20 protein-coding genes and 2 riboswitches are annotated in these 25,523 nt (G+C 68.0%); of the genes, 7 read left to right on the top strand and 13 right to left on the bottom strand.

Annotated elements, in window-relative coordinates:
* Window positions 1–62 precede the first annotated feature (62 nt).
* A complete protein-coding gene (locus ABD231_RS05160; protein WP_344145745.1) occupies window positions 63–2,102 on the top strand; it encodes a HelD family protein in 2,040 nt (679 codons plus the stop codon).
* Here ABD231_RS05160 and ABD231_RS05155 read toward each other — a convergent pair.
* Both ABD231_RS05155 and ABD231_RS05150 read right to left on the bottom strand, forming a co-directional pair.
* Window positions 2,079–2,957, bottom strand: coding sequence for a DUF2797 domain-containing protein (locus ABD231_RS05155; RefSeq protein WP_344145742.1), 879 nt, complete (start codon window positions 2,955–2,957; stop codon window positions 2,079–2,081). The two genes, ABD231_RS05160 and ABD231_RS05155, sit on opposite strands and share 24 nt — an antisense overlap.
* Before the next feature lie 31 nt (window positions 2,958–2,988).
* Entirely contained in the window at window positions 2,989–3,159 is a 171-nt protein-coding gene (locus ABD231_RS05150) for a hypothetical protein (protein ID WP_344145738.1), read from the bottom strand.
* A gap of 156 nt (window positions 3,160–3,315) precedes the next feature.
* Between ABD231_RS05150 and ABD231_RS05145 the strand changes: the two genes are divergently transcribed.
* The gene (locus tag ABD231_RS05145; protein WP_344145735.1) at window positions 3,316–3,639 is read left to right on the top strand and encodes a plasmid stabilization protein; all 324 of its coding nucleotides are present in this window, start codon (window positions 3,316–3,318) and stop codon (window positions 3,637–3,639) included.
* Window positions 3,640–3,884: 245 nt separating this feature from the next.
* Here the strand turns inward: ABD231_RS05145 and ABD231_RS05140 are convergent, their stop codons facing one another.
* The 4 genes from ABD231_RS05140 to gcvT form a co-directional block, all read right to left on the bottom strand.
* On the bottom strand, window positions 3,885–5,837 hold the full coding sequence (locus ABD231_RS05140) for a heparinase II/III domain-containing protein (RefSeq protein WP_344145732.1): 1,953 nt from the start codon (window positions 5,835–5,837) through the stop codon (window positions 3,885–3,887).
* A gap of 126 nt (window positions 5,838–5,963) precedes the next feature.
* On the bottom strand, window positions 5,964–7,235 hold the full coding sequence (glyA, locus tag ABD231_RS05135) for a serine hydroxymethyltransferase (protein ID WP_344145729.1): 1,272 nt from the start codon (window positions 7,233–7,235) through the stop codon (window positions 5,964–5,966).
* A 1-nt stretch (window position 7,236) separates the two neighbouring features.
* Window positions 7,237–7,611: a glycine cleavage system protein GcvH gene (gene gcvH, locus ABD231_RS05130; protein WP_344145726.1), complete on the bottom strand. Its 375-nt coding sequence runs from the start codon at window positions 7,609–7,611 to the stop codon at window positions 7,237–7,239.
* Window positions 7,611–8,729 carry a glycine cleavage system aminomethyltransferase GcvT gene (gene gcvT, locus ABD231_RS05125; protein WP_344145723.1) on the bottom strand — a complete coding sequence of 373 codons (1,119 nt, stop codon included), beginning with the start codon at window positions 8,727–8,729 and terminating at the stop codon, window positions 7,611–7,613. Before gcvT ends, gcvH begins: the two co-directional genes overlap by 1 nt.
* A 55-nt stretch (window positions 8,730–8,784) precedes the next feature.
* Window positions 8,785–8,896, bottom strand: a riboswitch (glycine riboswitch).
* Window positions 8,897–8,991, bottom strand: a riboswitch (glycine riboswitch).
* A gap of 82 nt (window positions 8,992–9,073) precedes the next feature.
* Here gcvT and ABD231_RS05120 point away from each other — a divergent pair.
* Window positions 9,074–10,327: a hypothetical protein gene (locus ABD231_RS05120; RefSeq protein ID WP_344145721.1), complete on the top strand. Its 1,254-nt coding sequence runs from the start codon at window positions 9,074–9,076 to the stop codon at window positions 10,325–10,327.
* Between the two features lie 3 nt (window positions 10,328–10,330).
* On the opposite strand, the gene ABD231_RS05115 is transcribed toward ABD231_RS05120, so the two are convergent.
* From ABD231_RS05115 to ABD231_RS05100, 4 genes are all read right to left on the bottom strand, one after another.
* Window positions 10,331–14,041, bottom strand: coding sequence for a S8 family serine peptidase (locus tag ABD231_RS05115; RefSeq protein WP_344145718.1), 3,711 nt, complete (start codon window positions 14,039–14,041; stop codon window positions 10,331–10,333).
* A gap of 99 nt (window positions 14,042–14,140) precedes the next feature.
* Window positions 14,141–14,356 (bottom strand): MbtH family protein, encoded by a 216-nt coding sequence (locus tag ABD231_RS05110; RefSeq protein ID WP_344145715.1) that lies wholly within the window; start codon window positions 14,354–14,356, stop codon window positions 14,141–14,143.
* A gap of 10 nt (window positions 14,357–14,366) precedes the next feature.
* Window positions 14,367–15,674, bottom strand: coding sequence for a lysine N(6)-hydroxylase/L-ornithine N(5)-oxygenase family protein (locus tag ABD231_RS05105; protein ID WP_344145712.1), 1,308 nt, complete (start codon window positions 15,672–15,674; stop codon window positions 14,367–14,369).
* An 83-nt stretch (window positions 15,675–15,757) separates the two neighbouring features.
* On the bottom strand, window positions 15,758–16,621 hold the full coding sequence (locus tag ABD231_RS05100; RefSeq protein WP_344145709.1) for a MurR/RpiR family transcriptional regulator: 864 nt from the start codon (window positions 16,619–16,621) through the stop codon (window positions 15,758–15,760).
* Between the two features lie 85 nt (window positions 16,622–16,706).
* Here ABD231_RS05100 and ABD231_RS05095 point away from each other — a divergent pair, with 85 nt between their 5' ends.
* Genes ABD231_RS05095 through ABD231_RS05085 form a run of 3 tightly spaced genes read left to right on the top strand, consistent with a single transcriptional unit; the run spans window position 16,707 to window position 20,114 of the window.
* Complete coding sequence (locus ABD231_RS05095; RefSeq protein WP_344145706.1) at window positions 16,707–18,767, top strand: glycoside hydrolase domain-containing protein; 2,061 nt, start codon at window positions 16,707–16,709, stop codon at window positions 18,765–18,767.
* Between the two features lie 34 nt (window positions 18,768–18,801).
* A complete protein-coding gene (locus ABD231_RS05090; RefSeq protein ID WP_344145703.1) occupies window positions 18,802–19,347 on the top strand; it encodes an RNA polymerase sigma factor in 546 nt (181 codons plus the stop codon).
* Window positions 19,344–20,114 carry a hypothetical protein gene (locus ABD231_RS05085; RefSeq protein ID WP_344145700.1) on the top strand — a complete coding sequence of 257 codons (771 nt, stop codon included), beginning with the start codon at window positions 19,344–19,346 and terminating at the stop codon, window positions 20,112–20,114. Before ABD231_RS05090 ends, ABD231_RS05085 begins: the two co-directional genes overlap by 4 nt.
* Here ABD231_RS05085 and ABD231_RS05080 read toward each other — a convergent pair.
* Both ABD231_RS05080 and ABD231_RS05075 read right to left on the bottom strand, forming a co-directional pair.
* The gene (locus tag ABD231_RS05080; protein WP_344145697.1) at window positions 20,107–20,580 is read right to left on the bottom strand and encodes a nitroreductase family deazaflavin-dependent oxidoreductase; all 474 of its coding nucleotides are present in this window, start codon (window positions 20,578–20,580) and stop codon (window positions 20,107–20,109) included. The genes ABD231_RS05085 and ABD231_RS05080 overlap by 8 nt on opposite strands.
* Window positions 20,581–20,590: 10 nt before the next feature.
* Complete coding sequence (locus ABD231_RS05075) at window positions 20,591–21,814, bottom strand: flavin monoamine oxidase family protein (RefSeq protein WP_344145694.1); 1,224 nt, start codon at window positions 21,812–21,814, stop codon at window positions 20,591–20,593.
* Between the two features lie 73 nt (window positions 21,815–21,887).
* On the opposite strand from ABD231_RS05075, the gene ABD231_RS05070 reads away from it, so the two are divergent.
* Window positions 21,888–22,604 (top strand): tetratricopeptide repeat protein, encoded by a 717-nt coding sequence (locus tag ABD231_RS05070; protein ID WP_344145691.1) that lies wholly within the window; start codon window positions 21,888–21,890, stop codon window positions 22,602–22,604.
* Here ABD231_RS05070 and ABD231_RS05065 read toward each other — a convergent pair.
* A complete protein-coding gene (locus ABD231_RS05065) occupies window positions 22,594–25,464 on the bottom strand; it encodes an ATP-binding protein (RefSeq protein WP_344145688.1) in 2,871 nt (956 codons plus the stop codon). The genes ABD231_RS05070 and ABD231_RS05065 overlap by 11 nt on opposite strands.
* Window positions 25,465–25,523: the final 59 nt, after the last annotated feature.

Genomic DNA, 25,523 nt, shown 5'->3' with positions numbered 1-25,523 from the left:
GGACCCTTGGTGGTCGCCCGTCGATCTGTCCGTTCTCCTTCACTGAAACGAGGCAATCCCGGATGCATGAGCTCGATTCCGAGCGTGCGGTTCTCGCCGAATCCAAGGCCGCGCTGGCCAGGATGTACGCCGATGTGCTGGTCCGCGACATTCCCGTCATCGGGGGTGAGGACAACGACGAGCGGTTCACCAACGAAGCGAACCAGCGCGCACATGAGCAGCGGACACTCGCGCTGGTCGACCTTCCCGACGTACCGCTGTTCTTCGGCCGGCTCGACTACGAGCACGGGACGATCGACGGGATCGACCGGATCTACATCGGTCGGCGGCATGTGCACGACGGCAGCGGTGAGCCGATGGTCATCGACTGGCGTGCGCCGGTCTCGGTGCCGTTCTACCGGGCCACGCACAGCGACCGGCAGCGAGTGTTGCTGCGGCGGCGGTACGGGTTCTCCGATAGTGCGGAGCTGACCGGCTTCGAGGACGAGCCGATGCTCGGGCCGGAGGCGCACGATCAGGGTGACGCCTTCCTGCGGGCCGAGATCGAGCGGCCGCGTACCGGGCCGATGCGCGACATCGTCGCCACCATCCAGCCGGAGCAGGACGACTTGGTCCGGGCGCCGCTGAACCCGTCGATCTGTGTCCAGGGCGCGCCCGGGACCGGGAAGACCGCGGTCGGTCTGCACCGCGTCGCCTACCTGCTCTACACCGAACGCGAGCGGCTCCGGCGCGGCGGTGTGGTGATCGTCGGACCGAACCGCTCGTTCCTGGCCTACATCCGCAAGGTCCTCCCCGCGCTGGGCGAGGTCGACGTCCGGCAGATCACCATCGAGGAGCTGATCACGCACCCGACCGACGCGATCGACGGTCCGGAGACCGCGCGGATCAAGGGCAACGAGCGGATGTCCGGCGTACTGGTCCGGGCCTTGTGGTCATTCGTCGGTACGCCGGCCGAGGGGATCCTGTACAGCAAGGGCGCGCAGCGGTTCCGGGTGCACGACTACGAGGCGCAGGAGATCGTCGCCGCGCTGCGCGGATCAACCGGGTACGCCGCTGGTCGCAATGCGCTCGCGCAGCGGCTCGCCCACGCCGTACTCGTGTTGATGGAACAGCGGGGGGACTCGCCGGACGACCGGGTGCAGAACGCGGTGGCGCGGTCGAAGCCGGTGCAGGCGCTGGTGAATTCGGTGTGGCCGAAGCTGGTCCCGGAGCAGGTGTTGCACCGGATGCTGTCCGATGCCGACTTCCTGGCCGAGGTTGCGGGCGACGATCTGACGACCGATGAGCAGGCTGCGCTGCTGTGGGCGAAGCCGGCGCGGTCGTGGAAGTCGGCGAAGTGGTCGTCGGCGGACGCGGTGTTGCTGGATGAGCTGGACGACTTGATCGAGCGGCGGTCCGGTTCGCTCGGGCATCTGGTGCTGGACGAGGCGCAGGACTTGTCGGCGATGCAGTTGCGCGCCCTCGGCCGCCGCTGCCGCACCGGGTCGGCCACGGTGCTCGGAGACGTCGCGCAGGCAACCACGCCGTGGGCTGCCGGAGCATGGGACCGCGTCCTCAGCCACCTGGACAAGTCGGACGGCCGGGTGGTCGAGCTGGATCGAGGCTTCCGGGTGCCCGAACAAATCATCAAGTTCGCGGCTCGGCTGCTGCCGGTCATCGCCCCGACCCTCGGCGTACCGACGGGCGTCCGAACGGTGGCGGACGCGCTGGCCGTCGTACGAACCGCGGAGGAGTCGCTCGCCGACGCCGTGGTCGAGTCCTGCCGCACCGCGCTGGCCGGTGAAGGTTCGGTGGCGTTGATCGCCGCCGATGACCAGATCGGCGCGCTCCAGGCCGAGCTGGTAGGCGCCGGCCTGGAGGCCGGCCTGCTGGGCGACTCGGAGGACTCAATGGAGGCGACCCGCCTCGTCTGCGTCCCTGCAACCCTCGCCAAGGGCCTCGAATTCGACACAGTCGTCGTGGCCGAGCCCGCCCGCATCGTCGCCGCGGAACCCCGAGGCCTACAACGCCTGTACGTCGTACTGACGCGAGCCGTGAGTCGGCTGCATCTCGTGCACTCGGAGCCGCTGCCGGAGGCGTTAGAACAAGGCGTCCTGCGGTAACACGGGCGCGGCGATTGGTTCGGTGGGGGCGGTGAAGGGGCTACCGGGGTCGGTTGGGGTGAGGGGCCAGCCGGAGAGGAGTTGAGTGTCGGCCAGGACGAGGCCTTGGGGGGTTTCGAGGTAGAGGTCGCGGGCGATCTGGCAGGTGATGCGGCCGGAGATGACGGCGTACGGCGTGAGTGCGGTGAGTGTGTGAGCGGGTTGGATGCCGTTGGCGGGCAGGCCGTACGTCGGGGTGTGGTCGATGACGTCGAGTGGGCGGAGGGTTTGGCCGGCCGGCCAGTCGAGGGTGCTGACGTTTTTGGCGAGCGTTTGGAGGTCGTCGGCGCGTTCAAGAGTGCTGGGCGGGTCCAGGCGGGCGGTGCGCTTCGTGGGGGAGGTGACTCGGTCGGTGACGCCGAAGGCGGAGGTGAAGAGTCGTTCGACGCGGCGGGCGGCGGCCAGGGTGCCGCTCGACAGGAAGGTGGAGCTGAGGGCGCCTTGCTCGAGGAGGCGGGCTTGGCCGCGGTCGGCGGCGGTGATGCCGATCTTGACGCGGCTGCCGTGGTGGGCGAGGTAGACGGCGAACTCGCGAGGGTCGTCGAGGCTGGTGTCAGCGGCGATCGAGTACGAACGGTCCATCGTCTGGCATTCCGGACAGAGCGGCCCGTGGACGGTGGCGGCGAGCGGGGTCCTGGTCGGGCAGCCGAGGCGTTTGCCGTTGCGCCAGATGCCGATGCACTGGCGGTCTTGCCCGGTGGCGAAGGCGATCTCGTCGCCCAGCCGGAGCGGGGTTCGCGGGGTGGCGGCGGACCACTCCAGCTGCGGGAGGCCGCCGTTCCAGACCAATCCGGCCACGCGCGCAGGTTCGCTCATGGGCGCTGACTCTAGAGGGTGCCTCCGACAGTCAGTGCACGTTGTCCGATCCGGGGTGGTGCTCGAGTCCGCAGTACCCGCATTTGTGCGGCACCGCGTGCCCGTTGCCTTGGCGGCAGACGTGCGCCTGCCCGCCAACGGCCCACGCGAACCGGCAGATGTCACCCACCTGCTCCACCGATCCACCACCGTCGTGGCTCATCTGTAACACCTCATCCGCTCGCTCGGCCGCCTTCCTTCGAAGGTGAGACGCACCCCGTTCGACTTCATGACGTGAGATCGGGACGGGAAGTTGACGCCGCAAAGTTGTCTTGACGAAGTTTTTGGGTACCGGGCGGCGGCCGAAAGGAGTCGGATCATGCCGGCAGGAGCCAGTCCGAAGCGGGAACGGCAGTACAAACACATCAAGGCGGGGCTCAAGAAGAGCGGTCGCAGCGAGGATGTGGCGGAGGAGATCGCGGCGCGCACGGTGAACAAGGAGCGTGCCCGGTCCGGCGAGTCGAAGGAGTCGAGCCGGAGTTCCACGCATGACATTTCGTCGGCGCGGCGCGGTGGACTGCGGTCACACAAGGGGCCCGGCGGGCGGACGAAGGCGCAGCTCTACAACGAGGCCAAGGACAAGGGCGTCAAGGGCCGTTCGAAAATGAACAAGGCTCAGCTGCAACGCGCCGTCGGCCGGTGACCGCGCCACCTCAGCGGTGGCGCGGCCCAGTCTGGTTACTGGTCCTTGCCGGCCATGGTGCCTCCTGAAGTTCGGGTGCGGATGGGGATGATTACTGGTCCCTGCCTGCCATGTCGCCTCCTTGAAGCCTCGTGCGGATCGGTCAGAAGTCGCGGCTGCTCATGGGCATAGTCGACCTGCTGCCGGTGCGGCGTTCAAAGGATTCAGCGGTGGCGCAATACTCGCTTCGGGCGCGGCCGAAGCGGTCAGTTCATCCGGGTCAGGCGGCCGTCCGGGGTGATCTTGACGGTGACCTTCTTCGCGCCGATGGAGAGTTCGACGAAGAAGTTGGTGCCGGCGGAGCGGGTGCTGTAGGTGACCTTCTCGCCGTTGGCGGAGGGCGCGATGACGGACAGGATGCGCGCGTTCTGCCCGGTCTGGGTGAACTTGACGACCGGCGCTGGCCTGGCGTTGAAGATGTCCGGGAGGTACCAGCCCTGAGCCGGGTTCGACTTCCCCTGCTCGACAGTCGTCGTACCGGTCGTCTCGCCGAACGGGATCTGGAACAGGTGCGTCTGCACCGTCGCGCCGGTCGCCACCGCGGTGGTCGGCGACTGCACGGTCACGGTCTGGCCAGGCGGCAGGTGCCACAGCGTTTCGTACCGCTGGTTGCTCCCCGACTCGCCACGATCCAGCGCGATCACCACATCCGGATCCTTCAGGATGAGGACGTCCCGGATGCGGCTCACACCTTCGGCAGGGTCGTCGGCCAACTCGTAGTAGTCCGAGTTCGCCGTACTGACTGACCCCACCAGCCGCGTCGGCACCAGCTTGCCCTGGGCGGTCGGGATCGTCATCACGTTGTGCGCGGCCTGGCTCGGCGCCCAGGCCTGCAGGTCGCCCTTCTTGTAGCCGTAGTACCCGGGATCGATCAGCACATCCTGGCCGTGCCAGTTGTAGTTGATCGACATGTGGTCATCGTGCCCGTGGTACTTCTTCGACGGCCCGAAACGGATGCTGTACGCCGACTCCTCGCCGAACGGCCGCTTCTCGCCCCAGCCGGTCCGCCCGAAGATGTAACCGCCCTTGAAGATCCCGGTACGGCGATCCGGCCGCGGCCCCGACTTGCCCTGGGTCGCGACGAACTCCCACGGCGTACCGGGAACGCTCTGGACCTTGTCCCGAGTCGTGTTGCCGATCTGGAACAGCTCGCCGTTCGGCTTGGTGGCGAGCGCCATCCAGTCCGCCAGCAGCTTCCGCCGGGCGTCGATCGCCGGGCCCGGGGACTGCCCGCAGCGCCGCACGACCTCGGCGGCCCGGCCCCACAGTCGATAGTTGAAGCCGGCGTACCCGACGGACTGCTCGTTCGTCGTGCCCTCGGAATCGATGGACTGTACGACGCCAGTGTTGAACCGGTCGATGGCCTTCCTCATCAGGTCCTGACGGCCGAAGGTGCAGCCGACGCCGAACAGCGCGATGCTCTCGTCGGTGCCGTGGTTCCGGCTGCCACTCCAGTGGTCGATCATGTACCGCGCATGCGTGAGCAGCGCGTCGTCGAGCCACTTGTACTGCGCCGGCAACGTCTTGGCGTGCAGCCCGGTGAGCACCGCCTGCCGAGCGCAGATCAGCACGTTGGTCCGATGCATCGTGGACTCGGATGCGCTCGCATCGCCCTTCGACGTAGTCGAGTTAGATGTGGCTAGCCAAGGGAAGGGGTTGTCGCGCACCCAGTCCTGGATGATCGCGAGCGTGTGCGTCCGCGCTGCGGCGTTCCCGGCCTTCATGGAGTCGATCCCATTGCCCAGCCAGCGCAGCGAGTGCAACCACAGGTGCCAACTCGGATCCTGGTACGGGTTCGATTCCCACTTGATGTCACCGGACCCATTACCAGCCTTGTACGGCGGGTTGTTGCCCCACGCAAACGTGTCCTCGAGCACCAGCTTCAGCGGGATCTTCTGCTGCAGACCGCTGTAACCAGGACAGGCGTAACCCTTGGTCGCCGGTGTGGTTCGGGGCGCGGCCGGGACCGGCGCGGCGACCGGTTGGCTGACCGGGGCAGTCGGCCGCGTGGTGCCGACCGGAGCGATATGTCCTTTCTCACTTGGCATCAAGAGGACAATCGCCCCCGTGAACGCGATCCCGCAGATCAGCGCACACACCGCGACCAACGCGACGGTGTTGCCCAGTTTTCGGCGCAGCTCACCCTTGTGTTCGCCCACCCCACACACCAGCCCCCGGCCCGGCTCCGGTACTTCCGGTCAGGACCCTATATAGGCGATAACGCCCGAGGCAGGGCGAACCGTTGCATGAAGCACCGAAGCGGAGCCAGGTCTTTCGTTAAGCGCTCAGAGCGCCGGGTACAGCGGGAACTTCGCGGTGAGCAGGCCGACCCGATCGCGCAAACCATCGAGCACGGATTCGTCGGCCGGGTGGACGAGTGCGGTCGCGATGATGTCCGCGACCTCCGCGAACTCGGCCGGACCGAAACCGCGGGCGGCGAGGGCCGGCGTACCGATGCGCAGCCCGGAGGAGATCATCGGCGGCCGCGGGTCGAACGGTACGGCGTTCCGGTTCACGGTGAGGCCGACCGAGTGCAACCGGTCTTCGGCCTGCTGCCCGTCGAGCTCGGAGTTCCGCAGATCGACCAGCACCAGGTGCACCTGGGTGCCGCCGGTGAGCACCGAGATCCCGGCCGCGCGGACGTCATCGGCCGACAGCCGCGAGGCGATCGCCTGCGCGCCGTCGAGGGTACGGCGTTGCCGGTCGCGGAACTCGTCGGATGCCGCCAGCTTGAAGCCCACGGCCTTGGCCGCGATCACGTGTTCCAGCGGACCGCCCTGTTGTCCGGGGAAGACCGCAGAGTTGAACTTCTTCGCCAGGTCGGCGCGGTTGGTGAGGATGACACCACCCCGCGGACCGCCGAGGGTCTTGTGGGTCGTCGTGGTGACGACGTCGGCGTGGGGGACCGGGTTTGGGTGCAGCCCCGCGGCAACCAAACCGGCGAAATGCGCCATGTCGACCATCAGATACGCGCCGACCAGATCGGCGATCCGCCGGAACTCGGCGAAGTCGAGGTGCAGCGGGTACGCCGACCAGCCCGCCACGATCAGCTTCGGCCGATGCTCGAGGGCGAGTCGCTCGACCTCGGCCATGTCGACCACGAAGTCGGTGTCACGGACGTGGTACGCGACGACGTCGTACAGCTTGCCGCTGAAGTTGAGGCGCATGCCGTGGGTGAGGTGACCGCCGTGCGCGAGGTCGAGACCGAGGATCGTGTCACCCGGATCGAGCAGCGCGAACATGGCGGCCGCGTTCGCCTGGGCGCCGGAGTGCGGCTGAACGTTGGCGAAGTCGGCACCGAACAGCGCCTTCACCCGGTCGATGGCCAGCTGCTCGACCACGTCGACGTGCTCGCAGCCGCCGTAATACCGGCGGCCGGGGTAGCCCTCGGCGTACTTGTTGGTGAGGACGGAACCCTGCGCTTCCATGACCGCGAGCGGGGCGAAGTTCTCGCTGGCGATGAGTTCGAGGGTGTCGCGCTGACGCCCGAGCTCGGCCGTGACCGCAGCGTGGATCTCGGGGTCGAACTCGGCCAGACTCTGATCGAGGGTGCTCATCTCACTCACCTCCGATCAGTGCCTCGTAGGCCGCCGCGTCCAGCAGCTTGGTGGGCCCGCTGACCTTGATCCGAAGGAGCCAGCCGGCCTGGTACGGATCGGTGTTCAGCAGACCGGGATCGGCGACGACCGCCTCGTTGAGTTCGACGACCTCGCCGTCGACCGGCGCGAACAGGTCGCTCACCGACTTGGTCGACTCGATCTCGCCGCACGCGTCACCGGTCAGAATGGTGCTGCCGACGGCCGGCAGGTCGACGTACACGACGTCACCCAGGGCCTCACCCGCGAAGGCGGTGATGCCTACGGTCGCGATGTCGCCCTCCAGAGCGACCCACTCGTGGTCTTCGGTGTAGTTCAGTTCAGAAGGAACAGACATCAGGACTCCTGGCGGCGGTAGAAGGGGAGGGGGACGACGAGTACGTCGTCGTGGGTGCCGCGGATGTCGACCTGCAGGCGGGTGCCCGGCTCCTCGAAGGCGCTGTCGACATAGGCCATCGCGATGGGGTGACCGAGCGTCGGCGACGGTGCGCCGCTCGTCACGGCGCCGATCTCACGGCCGGTGGCCGGATCCAGTACGGCGTACCCGCTGCGCGGTGAGCGGCGGCCTGATGAAGTCAGCCCGACGAGCACCCGCTGGGCGCCTTCGTCGCGGCGGCGGGCGAGTGCCTCGCGACCGACGAAGTCCTCTTCCTTGCTGAACGCAACGACCCGCCCGAGCCCGGCCTCGAACGGCGTCAGCTCGCGGCTGAGTTCGTTGCCATACAACGGCATTCCGGCTTCGAGCCGCAAGGTGTCCCGGCAGGCCAAACCGCACGGCTTCAGCTCGTACGGCGTTCCGACCCGCAGCAGCTCGGCCCAGATCTGCGGAGCCTCGGCCGGGCGGCAGTAGATCTCGAAACCGTCCTCACCGGTGTACCCGGTCCGCGCGAGCAAGATGTTGCTTCCGGCAAGCGTGGTTTCGGTGATCGCGTAGTACTTGAGGTCGTCCAGGTCGGCATCCGACAGCTCGCCCACGATCTGTACGGCGACCGGCCCCTGAACCGCGATCAGCGCCCAGTCCTCGGTGGTGTCCCGGAGTTCGGTGGAACTGTGCCCGTTTTTTGAGGCGGCGATCCGCTGCTTGAGCTCGTCGCGGACGACGTCGGTGTTGCTCGCGTTGGCGACGATCAGGAAGTGGTCCTCGGCCAGCCGGTAGACGACCAGGTCGTCGATGATGCCGCCGTCCTCGGCGCACAGCATCGAGTACCGCGCCCGGCCGATACCGATCTTCGACGGGCGCCCGACCAGGCTGTGGTCGAGTGCCCGGGCCGCGCAGGCGCCGATCACCTCGAGCTCGCCCATGTGCGACAGGTCGAACAACCCGGCCGTGGTCCGGACAGCCGTGTGTTCGGCGATATCGGAGGTGTAGCGCACCGGCATGTTCCAGCCGGCGAAATCGGTAAAAGATGCACCGAGCTGCTGGTGCTCAGCCTGCAACGGAGTCGCGCGTGTCATGAGTGGGAGGCTCCCTCGGTCAGGCACCGCGAAATGCGGTGCCACTGCTGGGTGACCTCCCCGCTCTGTCATCTGTACCTGAGAGCTTCACCGCCGGGTGAGGCGGTTTGCACCGTGGGTGCGGGTGTCCTCGCAGCTACGCGGGGGCCCGGCTTTCCAGAGTTCGCCTCATCGGAACGGTCAGTGGGCCTGAGAGATTCTGGGGAGATTTGCTCCTTCGGCGCCGGGTCATGGTGAGCCCGGACTCTCCCGCCCCGATTCGAACGGCGCGATATGCAGTTGAGCCGCCGACTCTAGCAGCAGCTGACCGCTCCGGGACCCGCCGATGTGATTGGCTCGACTCCATGACCGGGAACCAGATCTTCAGCCTGATCCTGATTGTGCTGCTGCTGGCCGGTACGGCGGTCGGCGTGGGGCTGTTCGTCCGGCGGCAGCGGTATGTCAAGTCATTGCGGGATCGCGGCTGGACGTTCGTGGGCAGCCCGGTGTTCGACTCGGTGGCGCGGCTGTCCAATCCGCCGTTCGGGATGGGGTTCACGCGGAATCCGGACGACCAGATCACCGGCCTGACCACCGCCGGGCGGCCGTTTCAGGTGATCGAGTACGGCAGTGAGTACTGGAAGGGCTGGGTCGGCATGGTGACGTTGTCACGCCGGCTGCCGGAGTTGTGGATCACGGGTGGGCAGACCGTGCCGCGGTCCGGCGTGGCCGCGACGATGGTGCCGGTGCCACCGCAGCTGGGCGCGGGCTGGGCGGTTGGCGTCCAGGACCCGGCGTTCGCTACCGAGGTGCTCAGCGGTCAGCTGTGTACCGCCTTGCTCACGCTGGCGGGTGGACAGCCGGGCGTGAATCTCAGCATCGATGGCGACCAGCTCGTCATCCTCGATCCGCCGCGCAAGGATCCCGAGCTGCTGGCGCCGTGGCTGGACCAGGTGGCCTTGCTCGCGGCAGCCATCGACGCGCTGCCGCTGGACCGCTGGATCCAGCCGCCGAAGGAACCGCGGCTGAGCTTCTACCAGCACCCGGACTGGTACTGGATCGGCCAGGACGACAGCCTGCTGCACAGCACGCCGGTGACGCAGAGCGGACACGATCACAGCACGAGCGAGGTGATCCGCGGCCGGGACGGCGACGGGCCGCCGTTCGTCGCCTTCACCCACCACTGGAAGACCACCCGCACCGAGAGCTCCACCGACTCCGAGGGCCGGACGACCACACGCACGGTGACCGAGAACCACAGTGAGCCGATTCTCGGCTTCGAGCTGCCGGTAGGGATGCCCTGGCTGCAGGTCAGCCGGCGCGGGTTCGGGTCCGGGATCAGTTTCGAGAGCGAAGCCTTCAACGAGGAGTTCGCGATCCACGCCCGGGACCAGAAGTTCGCGTACGACGTCATTCACCCGCGCCAGATGGAGTTCCTGATGGCAGTCAAACCGGCGTCGTTCCAGGTGGTCGGCAACTGGGCCTGGTTCGAGGCCGGCCGGCACGACCACCAGACGATTGCCCGGTGCTCCTATTTCCTCCGGGACTTCCTGGCCCGGGTCCCGCGCTTCGTGTGGAAGAACCTAGGCCTGCAGGACTCGCCATACCCGCAGGCCTAGGCCCTACTTAGTCAGACCATACGCCTTGGTGACTTGTTGCTGAAGGCGCCCACCTGCCGCGTCGGTGACGTCCAGCTTCAGATCGACCGTGCCGCCTGCTCGGGCGGCCGGGTGGTTGACGCTGGCCGTGTACAGCGTCGCCGACTTCTTGGACAACGGCACCGGCTTCCAGCTGCGGCCGTCGTACGACATCAGCAGCTTCACACTCTTGTACGACGCGGTCGGAGCGCCGGTCTGGTGGCGCAACGACACGGTGAGCGGCGTCGCCGTACCGACGCGGGCCTGGTTCAGGTTGGTTGCCTGCGGCAAGCCGAGGTCGGCGAGGATCAGCGGCATCGTCTCAGCCGCACCAGCCCGGGAGCGGAAGTCCCACGTGCTGCGGATCTGCGTGGAGTACTTCCACCACGGCTCGCTCCGCTGCACGTCCAGTGCGAGCTGATAGTTGCCGGGGGCATCAGGCACTGGCCCGTTGATCAGCAGTTCCTCCGCCTCGACCAGGACCTTCCCGTCGCGTTTCAGCGATAGCGCGTAGGTGCCGGTGGACAAGCCGTCCGGCTCCTCGTACTGCGCCCCACCCGCGACGAACGGCGCAAGCCCGATCACCAGATTCTTGCCAGTCCTCTGCACACCGATGTCTGACGGCCAAGTCGTAGTTGCCGACGGCAACCCCGAGGTCGCGACCGGTCCACCCCAGGCGACCGTACGGCGCTCGCCCGTCCGATAACGGTATGCCGCCGCGCGGCCCCGGCTGCCGGAATCCGCCGAACCGATGTCGACGCGCTGCTCCCATGCGCCCGGCGTCACGTAAGCGGTCCGCTGGAACGGACCGATCGCGAGGGGGAGCGGCCGCAGACCGTGCGCCTCGCCAAGCGGCGTGTACCCGACCTTCGACTCCCACAGCTGCGTGACCTTGCTGTGCGCGGCATACGACTCCGCGATCCGCGCCAGCTGAGCCTTCTGGTACTGGTGTACCGGCCGCAGCGGCACCCGTCCCGGCCAAGCCTTGAGCAGGTCGAACACCTCCGGCGATCCGTTCGTCCCGTCGATCCGCACGACCTTGCCGGACAACGTCTTGGCGACCTCACGCGAGGTATGCAGGACCGGGATCCGTAGCGTCCGGTCGCCGAGGAAGAGTTCGTCGACGCCGAACCCCGCGACATTCGGGTCGTAGAACAGCACGCCGGCGACCTTGGCCTGTTGCGCTGCGCGGGCGACATCGACCTGCCCCTGCAACCCGTCCAGCGCGACCACCGCCAGCTTGCCCACGGCGCGCTTCAGGTCGGCCGCCGTACCGGTCCCCGCATTGACCGCGGTCAGCAGCTTGGTTCCAGCGATGCGCGGCCCATCGGTCAATTCCGCGACCGGCAGTTCCCGGGTTCCGAGCTTCATCCGGTACGGCGGCGTCTCGTGCCTGGTCGCCGTGCTGAACTCCATCTTTCCGACCGTGACACCAGATGTGGGAACTGCACGCAGCTCGATCGGGGTGTCGTCCACCTCGACCTCTTCGAAACCGCTGAGCTTCCCGAACCGGTTCAAGCGGTAATAGGCCATCGAGCTGGCGGCCGGCGCGAGCTGATGCTTCCCGGCGAGCGAAACCCCGACCGGAACCGCCTTACGCGCATCCAACGTGATCGTGGTCGCCTTCCGGATCCGAACCTCCGGCTGGGCGGCGATCACCAATTTGTCGGCGGTCTTGGCCGTCGCGGGCTGTAGGAACGTGCCGACGATCGAGTAGACGCCGGGCTCGATCCGCATCTTCGCGACCCCGTTGATCATGTCCGGTCCGCCGTTGCCGTCCCAGGTGTCGACGGGTCCACCGTCGGGCCGGGTGACGAACAGCAGCGAGTCGGCCGGCGTTCCGTCGCCGAGGACGCCCTTCACGGTGACGTCGTACATCTCCGGCTCGAGGAACCACCCGTACGACGTGTAGAGCGGATCGCCCTGAGCCGGAGTCGCGACGACGCGCCCGGCGTGCCGGCCGACCTTACCCAGACCGGGATCGGCCGAGACCGTGACGGACGCCTTGCCCTTGGCCGGTACGACGAGCTTCGTGGTGCTGAGCTTCGCCGCCGCCCCGTTGTCGCCCGCGTCCAGCGGAGCACTCAGGTTGAGCGTCACGGCGGTCGTGCCGTTGTTCTGATAGGTGAGCACCTGGCTGAAGGGCTTCGGCGCTCGGTGCGGCCAGAGGTAGGTGCCCATCTCGAGCTCGGCGGTGTCAACCGTGACGCCGTTGTCGGTGGCCTGATCGGCATCGACCCGACCGGTGCCGGAATCGTCGAGCGGCTGCTTGAGCAGGGGATCGGCGGTCGAGATCAACCGCGCCTTGATCCGGTCGCCCTTCCAATCACCGTGCTGCTGCGCGAGCAGTGCGGCGGTGCCGACCACGTGGGGCGTGGCCATCGACGTACCGGTCATGGGGGTGTAGTACTTGTCGACCGGCTCGCCCTCGGAACCGGCGGCCAGTGCCGCCACGATGTCGGTGCCCGGAGCGGCGATGTCCGGCTTGCCGGTGTGGTCCGGGTTCGGTCCGAGGCAAGAGCTCTCGTTCAGGCTGCCGTCGCGCTCGAGGTTGGCGACGGTCAATGCCTGCTCGGCGGCACCGGGTGCCTGGATGAGTCCACGCCGGCCACAGCCGTTGCCGGCCGCGGCGACGAACAGGGTGCCGGATTTCTTGCTCAGGGCATCGAGTGAACGCGCGAGCGCAGAGGTGCCGTCGGTTCCATCCGCGTGCAGGCTGAGGTTGACGACTTTGGCGCCCTGGGCAACTGCCCACTCCATGCCGGCGATGACCTTCGACTCCGAGGACATGCCGTCGTCGCCGATCACCTTGCCGTTGAGCAGGGTGACGTCCGGCGCGACCCCGCGGTACTTGCCCTTCGATGCGGCGCCGGTGCCGCCGATGGTGCCCGCGACGTGGGTGCCGTGCCCGTAGTGGTCGACGATGTTGCCGGAACCGGAGAAGTCCTTGGCCGCCTGGACCTTGCCCTTCAGGTCCGGGTGCGTCGCGTCGATCCCGGTGTCGAGTACGGCGACCTTGACGCCCTTGCCGGTCAGGCCGCGCTTCCATGCGGTGGTTGCGCCGATCTGAGGCACGCTCCAGTCGAGTGCCGGTGCGACCTTCCGATCCAGCGAGACCTTGCGGACGGCCTGAGCCGATCGCTTCTGCAAGCCGCTGCCGGCCAGCGACTGCCAGAAGTCCTTGGCGGTCGTACGGCGAACCGACTCGGCGCGCGCTCCGATCGACGTGAGCGCGGTGCCGTCCGCGGTACCCGGCAGCGCACGTTGCGCCTTGGCAGCGGCCTCGCGCGGCGGGCCGTCGTACTCGACGATGACTGGGATCCGGTCCGATGCCTGGTCGTCGCCGAGCTGGGCGAGCAGGGTGGTGATGTCGAAGAGCTGGCGGTCCATCCGCCCGGAGGCGATCGGCGTACGCGCCGCGAACGGTACGACGAACGTGTGCCCGTTCGCCCGGGAAACAGTGGCCCCCGCCGAACCACTGCCCGCCGTCGGCAGGAATCGCACCTGCTCCGGCATTCCCGGCCGTGCGGTCACGGCAACCCGGTCACCAGTCAGCAACGTCAGAACGCGCTGACTGTCACCAGGCTGTGCGCCGGTCTGCCACCCGGCACCGACATCAGCGGTCGCCGCCACCCCCGCGGCTGTGGTGAGCAAGGCCGCCCCGGCCAAGGCCACCACCGATCGTGTGAATCGCATGCGCCAACCCCCGAGTCAGTCCAGCGGGGCACTCCCGCTTCGCTTGGCTGACGGTCCTCGGGACGATTTGGTTGGTTGTTGCCCGGAAAGGCTGACCCTTCAGGCGGCCGAGTCGTCCTGCGCAATCAACGAGGCCGGGCGAAGATCGGTCCAGTTGGTCTCGATGTAATCGAGGCAGGCCTGGCGGCCGGTGGGGCCGAAGACGTTCCGCCAGCCATCGGGGACGGCGGCGAACTCCGGCCACAGGCTGTGCTGGTTCTCATCGTTCACGAGAACCAGGAAGCTGCCCTCGGCATCATCGAACGGGTTGCTCATCTCAACTCCTTCAGACACCGACGGGTTGTGCGACAGCTGGCCGGAGTGGTGCGACCGGCTGCTGCCGGATCGAGTCGAGAATCTCGCCGGCCCGGACGGAGATGTTCGAGAGCAGCGACGACGCCAACCCGTGGCTGTGCTCGGTGCCCCCACCCTGGAGATAGATGCCGGCCCGTACGACGGGCGTCGTGACGACGCGGTAGTCGCGGCCGATCCGGACCCGCCCAGCCTGGTCCCGGCGGCACTCGCTGCCCAGGTCACCGAGCAGGTCGGTCGGGTCGCCCGGCGTGTAGCCGGTGCAGAACACGACCAGGTCCGCATCGAGCGGCGTCTTCTGGCCGGTGCTCAGCGACTCGACCGTGAGCGAGACACCGCTCGAGGTGTCGTGCAGGTCGATCACCCGGGAGACGTTGAAGAACCGCAGCCGCTCCTTGCCCACGATGCGCTCGCGGTAGCTGCGGCGGTACAGGTCCTGGATGACCTCGGTGTCGACGACCGAGTAGTTCGTGTTCGCGTGGTACCCGAGGAGCTGCTGCTTGACGTCCTCCGGCGCCGAGTAGAACTCGTCGACCGCGTCCGGGTCGAACACGCGGTTCGCGAACGGGCTGTCGTCGGCCGGGCTGTACCCGAACCGCGAGAACACCGAGCACACCTCGGCCGACGGGAACCGCTCGTGCAGGAACCCGGTGACCTCGGCCGCACTCTGACCAGCACCGACGACGACCACGCGGCGCGGCGCTGCGTCGTCACCGAGCTGCTCAACGCGGTCGAGCAGCTCACGGTTGTGCCACACCCGGTCCGACGCCGTCACACCGTCGGGCAGCCGCGGCGACAGGCCGGTCCCGAGGATGAGATTGCGGGTCCGGTACGTCTCGCGGGCGCTGCCGTCAGCCGACGTCGAGGTGACCTCGAACTCGTCCACGACACCGTCGTTCGTGATCGGCCGCACGGCCTCCACAGTGCGGTCGTAGCGGACGACGTCGTCGACCTGAGCCGCGGCCCACTCGAGGTAGTCGTGGAACTCGACGCGCAGCGGGAACAGCGTCTTGTTGTTGATGAAGTCGATCAGCCGTCCGCTGGAGTGCAGGAAGTTCAGGAAGCTGAACTGGCTGGCCGGGTTGCGCAGGGTGACCAGGTCCTTGAGGAACGAGACCTGCATGGTCGCGTCCTCGATCAGCATCCCGCGGTGCCAGCCGAACCGCGGCTGCCGCTCCAGGAACAGCTGCCGCGGGGTCGCCGCGCCGAGTTCACCGGCAGCGATCGCCAAAGCCAGGTTGGATGGGCCGAAACCGACCCCGATCAGTTCGAAGCCTTCCACAGGGTGGATCCTCCTCATTCGCGGTTAGGCGAGGCTAACCTAAGCGAATCGTTGAAGAATAGAGGGGGTCCACGAATTCCAGGTCACACCCGGTGGGTGAAGGCCTCGGCGGTGGCCGCCAGAGTGCGCGCGGTGAGCGCCGGATCGACCTGGGCGACCAGCAGGTAGAGCAGGTCGGCAGTCAGCAGTTGAGCGTGCCGCGCAGCAACCTCATCAGGCTGTACGTCGGAGTGCGGCGAGGCCGCGGTGATGTGCTGATCGGCGATCGCCGCCATGGCGGTCTCCGGCGAACTGGTGATCGCGACCGCCCAGGCCCGGCGTCTCGTTGCCTCGGACAACATTCCGAGTGTGTCCTCGGTGTCGCCGTGGTTGGAAATCCCCAGTGCCACACAGTTTTCGCCGAGCAGCGCGGCACTCGGGAGACCGCTGTGCCGGTCGATGTGCGCATGCGCGTTGACACCCAACCGGGCCAGCCGGGCAGCGAGTTCGCGGCCAACCAGGCCGCTCCCGGCGACGGCGTACACGTCCAGCTTTTGGCAGTGGCGGATGCGGGTGGCGAGGCTGGTGAGCGCGGGCAGGTCGTACTGCTGCGCGGTGGTTCGGATGGCGACGAGTTGGGCGTTCAGGAGGGTCGAGAGGACGGTCGACGGGGAGTCGCCGGGCGCGAAGGAATCGCCGAAGTCGGTGAGCCACGCCCGGTCGCGATCGCCGCGGCCGACATCCTGGGCGGCCGCCACCCGCAGGGCCGGGTAGCCGGAGAAGCCGAGCAGGCGGCAGAGCCGGGTGACGGTCGCCGCGGAGGTCCCGGCGCGCTCGGCCAGGCCGGTGATGGACAGTTCGAGCGGCGCGGCCGGGTCAGCCTCCAGTACGGCGGCGACCCGGGCCATCGTGGCCGGCATCTGCGCACGGAACGTCAACACCCGGTCCAGAACCCCCGAGGTCTGCATGCTGGTGATAATCCTTGTCAAGCCGGAGTGATTGCCTGAGAGTGATTTTCACCCACGCTGCAGCTCACGGCAAGGACATCTGCTCATGAGACTTCACCGGCTTCTCGTCCCGCTCGTCGTACTCGCCCTGCTGATGACCGGAGCGACTCCCGCGGTCGCGGCGGTCGCGAGGGTGTGGACGGCCGACTCCTGGAAACGCGTGTTCCAGACCGATCAACGCCCGGCCGGCGCCAGTACGTCGATCAATTGGGACGCAGCGCGCAACGAGGCCGAGTCGTACCAGATCCTCTTGCGGCACACCGCGTCGTTCACGATCACCGGCGTCACCCTCAGCGCGCTGACCGGGTCGGCGGGGACCATCCCGGCGGGGAATCTGGAGTACAAGTTCCAGAACCACCACGCGCCGGAGAAGGGTCAACTATTCCCGGATCCGCTGGGGAACGAGCGGTCGAAGGCCGTGTCGGCGAACACGACGCAAGGCATTTGGGTGACCGTGAACGTGCCGGCTGGACAGGCCGTCGGTACCTACACGGGCTCGGTGGACATCGCGACGAACACCGGGGCGATCGCCGTACCGATGCGGCTGACGGTCTATCCGATCGACGTGCCGAACGCGGTGGACAGCAAGTACATCTACAGCACCTGGAACGTCTTCTTCAACGAGTACGCCGACACCGACGGTGGTGTGGTGGCCGACGAGATCGTCGATCGGTACCACTTCCCGCGGTACTCGGCGCAGTGGTGGAAACTCATCGAGGACTTCGCCAAGGAGCAGAAGGCGACCCGGCAGAACCAGGTGCACATCTCGATCGATCCACTGCTGGACGGGCCGACCACGTTGGTGGGGGACACGTACCACTTCGACTGGACGAAGTTCGATCAGTTCGTCGAGTTGTTCATCCGGCACGGATCGGTCGCGCGGCTGCGCGGGAACCCGCTGCTGAACGCGCTGCACACCGACCAGGTCTGGATCATCGACAACGAGGACGGTGTGAACAAGGTCGCGCTCGCCCCGGTCGACAGCCCGAAGGCGAACCGCTGGCTCGACCAGTATCTGCCTGCTCTCAAAGCACATCTCGATGCGAAGGGCTGGACGGATATCTGGTACCAGACGATCTCCGACGAGCCGAAGGAGGACAAGCTCGCCAACTACAACTGGGCCGTCGGCAAGTACCGGCAGTACTTCGGCGCTGACGCGAAGACCCAGGACGCGGTCATCGGCCTGTTCCCCGAACTGGTCGGCAACCTGTCGGTGTGGATCCCGCTGATCGACAAACTGCAGGAGAACGAGCAGTTCTACCGCGACCGGCAGGCCGCCGGTGACGAGGTGTGGACGTACGTCTGCCTACAGCCGGATGCCCGGGACGGCTGGCTGAACCGATGGTCGACGTACCCGGCGTACACGGCCAGACAACTTGCCTGGGGCAACTTCAAGTACGGCGCGACCGGCTTCTTCCACTGGGGTTACAACGCGTGGACCTCCGGCCAGTACGGCGAAGTCGAGCCGTATCCGGGTGACGGGTACATCGTCTATCCCGACGTACCGAACGGGACCGTGCGGACGAGTGTGCGATCACTGGCGACACGGGACGGGAACGAGGAGTACGAGCTGCTCTCGATCCTCAAGCAGCGTGATCCGGTCGCGGCCCAGCGGCTCGCGGATGCGTTGATGCGCGGCTACGACAACTTCACCGACGACACCGATCTGATGGCGAAGACCCGCAAGGAGCTTCTCCTGCGCGCAGCCGGTACGGCGTTGCCGCCGCGCGTCGAGGCCGAGAACGGCCGGCTCACCGGGACTGGGCGGGTCGACACCGTCGGCAGCGGCTACACCGGCAGCGGGTACGTCGGTTGGCTCGACCAGGCGAGTGGTAGTTCGGTGACCGTCGACGTGACCGCCGCTCGGCCGGGACCGCAGGTCGTCGAGATCCGCTACAGCAACGGCACCGACACCACGAACACCCTGACGCTGCTGGTGAACGGCGCCGTACCGCGGAAGGTCGAGTTCCTGCCGACCGGTGACTGGAACACCACCTGGTCGTCTGCCTACGTCACTGTCGACCTGGCCGCCGGGACCAACACCATCACGCTGCGCCACGACGCCGACGACGGATCCGTCGATCCGGATTCGCTCACCCTTTGGTGAGATACACCTTGGGGTGTGGTGGACAAGTAGGGGCATGAGCAAGCAACCGGATGAGCGCGCGGAACGGTTCGTGGCCTTGTACGAGGCGACGTACGCCGATCTCGTGCGGTTCGCACAGCGGCGGGTGCCTGAGGTGCAGGCCGAGGACACCGTGGCGGAGGCGTTCCTGACCGCCTGGCGGCGGCTGGACGACGCGCCGAGCCAGCTGCCGGACGCGCGGGCGTGGTTGTTCGGGATCGTCCGCAACACGATCCTGAACAGCCACCGAGGCGCCCGCCGGCAACGAGCGGTCGCAGTCCGCCTGGCCGAGGTCGTCGAGACCTCGTTGCCGGACGACACCGAACTCGTGGCACGGCAGGTCGATCTCACGCGTGCGTGGGCCCGCCTGTCCGCCGTCCATCAGGAGGCACTTGCTCTGGCGGTGATCGACGACCTCCCGAGCCGCGAGGCGGCCGCGGTGCTCGGCATCACGAGCGTCGCGTACCGCCTGCGGCTGTCCCGGGCGCGCAATGCCCTGCGCGGTCAACTCGATCACCGTCCCACCACCGAAGCACGTGTCACCGAAAGGCAACCGACATGAAGCCCCTCGACGAGTTCGCCGCCCTGAAGACCCTGGATCCCGCCTCAGGTGATCCGGACCCCCACAGCCCCCGCGCTCAGGCGTCGCTGGAGCGCATCGTGGCCACCGACCCGTCGTACGACGTCCCTCGGCATCGGCTCCGTCGCCCGCTGGTTCGGGCCGCGGTCGCCACCGCCGCCATCGCGATCGGAGCAGCCGTCGTCCTGGTCCCTCGGAGTGGCCTGCTGCCGAACGGTGATGCGTACGCCGGTTGGACCGCAGCACCGTCCGGGCTGTCGCCGAAGGAGTACGCCGGAGCCGTCGCCGACTGCCGGTACTCGCTGGAGAGCACGGGGCCCAGCAACAGCGCCCAGGTTGCCATGGCCGAACGGCGGGGCAAGTGGGCGATCGTGGTTCTCAAGGGTCCGCCCAAGTTCCAGGGCTACTGCATGACGAACGTCGTCGACTACGACAAACGCAGTGGCTACGGCGGCTCCGCAGGACCCAACCATCCGCCGGTCGGTCCGCGAGAGCTCGCGGTCCTGCAGTTGGGTGCGGTCGGCGGCAAGCAGGCCGGCTACGTGACCTCAGCGATCGGCTGGGCCGGTTCCGACATCGTCGGGCTGACCTACACCAGCCCGAAGCATGGCGTCGTGAAGGCGACCGTCAAGAACGGCTTCTTCGCATTCTGGGTGCCCGGCTTCGAGTTCGTGGGCCCGGACCTGGTCCCGGTGCAGGTGCGGTACCGCGACGGAACGACCGCCGCGACCACGATCCAGCTCAGCTGACCCGATCCAGGCGGAAGACTCGGATCTCGCGGTTCGGGGCTCGGGTGGCGTAGGTGTTGTAGGCCGGCCAGTAGGCGGCGACCGCGTCCCACATCTGCTGGCGTTCGTCGCCGGTGAGGAGGCGGGCGTGGACCGGGATGGTGCGGCCGCGGACGGTGGCGCTGGCTTCGGGTTGGGCGATCAAGTTGGCGGACCAAGCGGGGTGGTTCTCGCCACCCCAGTTGGAGCCGATGACGACGAAGGCTCCGTCGCGTTCGACGTACAGGAGCGGGACCTGACGGAGCTGGCCGCTGCGGCGGCCGGTTGTGGTGAGCAACAGCGTGCGCAGGCCGATCCCCGAACCGATGCCGATGCGGCCGTTGGTACTGCGGAGCAATCGCTCGTCGACGCGGACCAGCGCGCGGCCGATGCCCGCGAAGGCTCTGGTGGTGCCGAGCTTGCCGATCAGCCGCTGCAGTCCGTTCATTGCGCGGAGTCTAGGGGCTGACCGATCGCAGTACTTCCTCGGCCGCCCGGGTACCGGATCGCAGCGCCCCGCTGACCGTGCCGGGCGAGGTCGTGTCGGTCGCCTCACCAGCGAAATGGACCCGCCCAAAGGGAGCAGCCAGTACGTCGCGCAGCTGGGTGCCACCCGGGGCCGCGGACGAGTAACCGCCGCGCGACCAGGGATCGACACCCCAGTCGACCACCTGCGAGTCGACAAGCTCAGCGCCGTTCAGGTGCGGTCGCAGTACGTCGAGGACCCGCGCGACCGGCCCTGGTGGCGGGCGCAACGCGTCGGACCGCGGCCCGGTGACGAAGGCCGTGAGCACCGGCTCGGTGGGCCGCGGCGGCCACAACACCGGCACGTCGGGATCCGCGAGCAGGTAGGACATCGACTCCGGCCACCACACCTGGTCGAAATGCAGGATCACCTTCGTTGCGGAGTACATCCGCAACTGCTCGATCGCATGCTGCTTGGCCGCCGGTAGCTCGGGCGCGAACTCGGTACCGCCGGCCTTCAGCACCCCGAGCGGGATCGACACGACGACAGCCCGCGCGGTGTAGGCGCGATCCGCTTCGACGGTCACCCCGTCGGCCGAGTGGCGGATGACCTTGACCGGGTTGTTCAGTTCGATAACACAGTCCTGGGCCAGGTAGTCGATCACCTGGTCGAGCCCATCGCGCAGTCTTTGCTGCCCACCGGACTCCTCAGCACCGCCCATCACGGCCGCCATTTCGTGCACGCTGAGGTCGGATGGCGTCGAACAGACATCGTGCGCGACCGCATCGGCCATCCGCAGCGCCCGCCCACCAACGCTCCGACGAGCCAGCAGTTCGGCGAACGACTGATCCGGCTTCCCCGCCGATCGCCGTACGGCGAGCATCACCGCAGCCAATTTCGGCACCGCCGGCAACGTCCACGGCAGCAGCCCGCGCATCCGCCCACCGTCCAGCACGCGCCCGCGCCGCATCGTCATCGCCGGTGTCTGCCGAGCCCCAATCTCCTTGGCCAGTTGACCAAGCGGGCTCTCCGCACCCTGCAACAACTCCGCGCCACGCTCCACTGGAAACCGCGTGAACCCCCGATCGGTGTGTACCCGCCCACCGATCCGCCACCGCGCCTCCAGCACCAGTACGTCGAGTCCCGCCGTACCCAACCGCCGAGCCGCCGCCAACCCCGCCGCCCCGGCCCCCACCACAATCACATCGGCATCCACAACATCTCCTCCCCGCCGAATACCAGTCTCCGTCACCCGCAACCTCCAGTACCGTCAATGCGAGGAGGCGAGGATGCGCGAGAGGGTCGAAAACCTGTACCGCCAGGGCCGCCGGCACGAGATGGCCGGCGAGGTCGAGCCCGCGCGGCGCTACCTGGAAGAGGCGCTGGCCGGGGCCGAGGATGCCGGCCTGGAAGACATGCTCCTGCGGATCCGGTCGATCCTGGGCGTGGTGAGCCACAAGGAAGGCAACCTCGCCGAGACGCGGCTGCATCTCGAGGTGGCCTTGGAGCTGGCGCTGGCCAGAGCCGATCTGATGGCAGAGGCCTACGTGCGGCAGGAGCTGGGCTTCTTGCTCCTGGGAGAAGGCCGCCCCGACGAATCGCGCAGCGAGTTCCTCCGCGCACTCGCGCTGGCACCCGCGGTCGGAATCGTGAACCTGACCGGGAACGCCTTGAGCGGCTTGGGCGTTGCGGCGCTGGCGGTCGACCGAGCCGCGGACGCGGTGCCGCTCCTCCTCGGGGCATTAGGCATCCGCACCGAGATCGACGACTTCGAACAGCAGCACGTCGACCTCGTCCACCTGGCACGAGCGGCGTCCCAGCTGGGCCAGCACGAGATCGCAGCTGGGGTGGCTGGGTTCCTGGTGCGGAGTCCGGAGACCAGCAAAGGGATGTACGCCCACGACCGGCGAGCGTTCGATGCCCTGGTCGCCACAGTGCCGACCAATGCGGCGATCACCAGCTTCGCGGAGGCCCGATCAGCGGTGGCGGCGTTGGTTAGTCCGTGAGCAGGCCCAGGGTGTGTGCGACTGCGGTGGCCTCGGTGCGGGTGGTGGCGTTCAGTTTGGTGAGGATGCGGCCTACGTGGACACCTACGGTGGCGGGGGAGATGTAGAGCTCGGCGGCGATCTGCCGGTTCGGCAGACCGCGGGCTAGCAGCCGCAGTACGTCGTACTCCCGCGCAGTCAGGCCCGTGTCGTCCTCGGGTGTGGTGGTCGGGGGTTCGAGGCGGGCTCGTTGGCCTAGGACGGCGATGCGGTCCAGGGCGACCGTGCCGCCGTACACGGTGGCTAGGTCGCGGGCTTCTTCCAGTCGGCGGCGGGCGCCGGCGCGGTTGCTGGTGGCAAGGGCTGCCTCGGCCGAGCTGATCAGGCACTCGGCCGTGCCGTACAGGTGACCGAGTTGCCGCCAATGGTCGGCTGCCTGGTCCCACTCGGCCATCAGGCCGGGGCCGAGCGCGGTCTTGATGGTGAACCGGTAAGCCTCGGTCAGCCGCGATCCGGTCGGGATCAGGGTGACGAGGTCGGCGAGGGCGGCCCGGATCCGGGTGACGTCGGCGGCGATCTCGCGGTTGCGTGGTGCGGCGGCGAGGCGGGCGCGTTGGAGGCGCGCGACGCCGATCAGGCCTTCGGTGTCGGGTTGTAGCGAGTCGCGCTGGTCGCGGCAGTGCTGCAGGAACAGGTCGACCTCGCGGTTGGCCGCTTCGGGTTCCTGCCGGGCCATCGCCAGCTCGCACCACAGCGAGGTGATGTAGCCGAGGATGTAGTTGCGGTACGTCGCCGATCCGGCGAACACCTCGTCGGCCGTGATGAGGAGTCCGGCAACCTGGTCGAAGTCCCCACGGTGAATGTGGATGTCGGCCAACTGTGCCCGCAGGACCATCGCGTACAGCGGTTCGGGTTCGCTCGCCAGTGCTTCCTCGATGGTTTCGACAGCCTGGTTCCAATGGCCGAGTGCGACCTGTGCCATGGCCAGATTGACCGCCAGCAAGGGCCCTCGCCACTTCTGCATCCCCACGAGCTCGGCCTGCCTGATGGCGGTCGGACACCGAGTCGCGAGTTCCTCGAAGCGTCCGGCCATCCCGAGTGCGGCGCATTCCCACAGCACGCTCGCGACCAGCACGTAGTCGTCGCCGATCGCGGTGGCGAGCTCCTGGGCCTGGCGTGAGACGAGGACGCCCGCATCCGGCTGACCGGTCATAATCAACGCGTCTCCCTGCGCCGCGAGGGCACGGCAGCGCAGCCGGTCGTCGTCCAGGGTCTCGGCGATCTCGGTGACCGCGACGGCATGGCGAGTGGCCGACGGGCCGCGCCGGGCAGTGGCCTCGTCGATCGCGAGCAGATAGTGCACGATGCCGAGGGTGTAGCTAGGTCGGTCGGTAGGGATCAGTTCGAGTGCGCGGTCGAGGTCGGCCCGGGCGGTGAGATCGCGGCGACTCCTGAACTGCGCGCGGAACATCAGGATCTCGGCAGCGCGGCCAGGTTCGCGATCAGGATCGACCAGCTCCCAGGCCGCCATGGTGTGTTGCAGACCTTGGTTGGCAGCTCCGGCCGGGATGGCGGCGGCCATCGCGCGTTCGAGCAGCGTCAGCCGCTCGGGGTTGTCGGCGGGACGCAACGAGAGAGCGCGTTCCAGGTGTCGCAGCTCTTCGATGTAGGCGAAGCTTGCGCGGGCCTCGTCGGCGGCGATCAGCGAGGCCTGGTACGCCTCCTCGGTCCGGCCGGCCAGGTACCAGTGCTCGGCCAGTTCGGCGGCCGGGAGTCCTTGGGCAGCGAGCGCGGGAAACTCGGAGAGCGCTCTCGCCGCGCGTCCATGCAGGCGACGGCGTTCGGCCGGGAGAAGCCCGGTGTAGACGGCCTCCCGGATCAGCGCGTGCCGGAACTGATAGCCGGTCGCAGTGGTCTGCAACTGGTCTCGCTCAACCAGCTCGCGGAGGGCAAGGTCGAGTTCGTCATCCGTCCGGCCGACCAGCAACGTCAGTAGCTCGTGGCCCACGGTCGCCCCCGCGATCGAGGCGACTGCGAGAACCGGGCGAGCGCTCTCTGACAGCCGGGCAACGCGTTCCTGCAAGAGTGTCCGCAACTGCGCGGTCCCACTCCGCGCGCTCCCAGGCGCATCGTGGGCCAATGCCTCCACGAACAACGGATTGCCACCGGAACGGCGATGAATGGTCGCGGCGCGCGCCGGGTCGTACCGGCCGTCGATCGCCGTCAGCTGCTCACCGACATCGCGCTGCCGCAACGGCCCGAGTTCCAGCGTCGTCACGTCCGGTCGGCGACCGAGCTCGGCGACCAACTGTCGGATCGGGTGCCCGGCCGGCAGCTCACCGGTCCGGACCGTGCCGACGAGCAGGACGGGCAGCCGGCCGAGATTCCGCGCGAGGTAGCCGAACAGTTCACGGCTCGCACCGTCGGCCCAATGCAGGTCTTCGACGACAAGCAACAACGGGCGTTTGGTGGCCGCCCGCTCCACCAGTGCGAGCAGTTCGTGCAGGAGGGTCAATCGACTGTTCTGGACATCCTGCTGGGGGAGCAGCGTCCGCAGCGGCGATCCCGACGCCGAACCGCCTTCGGCTTGGACGAGCTGCTGGACGACCGGCAGGAAGCCGACGTACGGGAGGTGTTCGGCACCGAGCTCCGGGCAGGCACCGGTGACGATCAACCAGTCCGCGCCGAGGGTCCCGCCGAACTCGGTGACGAGTCGCGACTTGCCGATCCCGGCCTCACCGGCAATCAGGATCCGCGCCGAACCGCCCGCCTCGACCTGAGCGGCCGCGGTTCGCAACTCCGCGAGCTCGGTACGGCGCCCGACGTACAAGGGGCTGACCACTGGTTGTCGTCCGAGGGCGGACAGATCGTCACCGGACATGGAAATACCGCGTTCCACGGATTCGCCGGAAGCGGTCTGCCAGCACGCTGTGATCGTAG

Origin of the sequence: Kribbella yunnanensis (assembly GCF_039529655.1) — a bacterium.
GTDB lineage: Bacteria > Actinomycetota > Actinomycetes > Propionibacteriales > Kribbellaceae > Kribbella > Kribbella yunnanensis.
The sequence above is the reverse complement of the archived record's forward strand: the minus strand, read 5'-3'. Positions and strand labels throughout refer to the sequence as shown.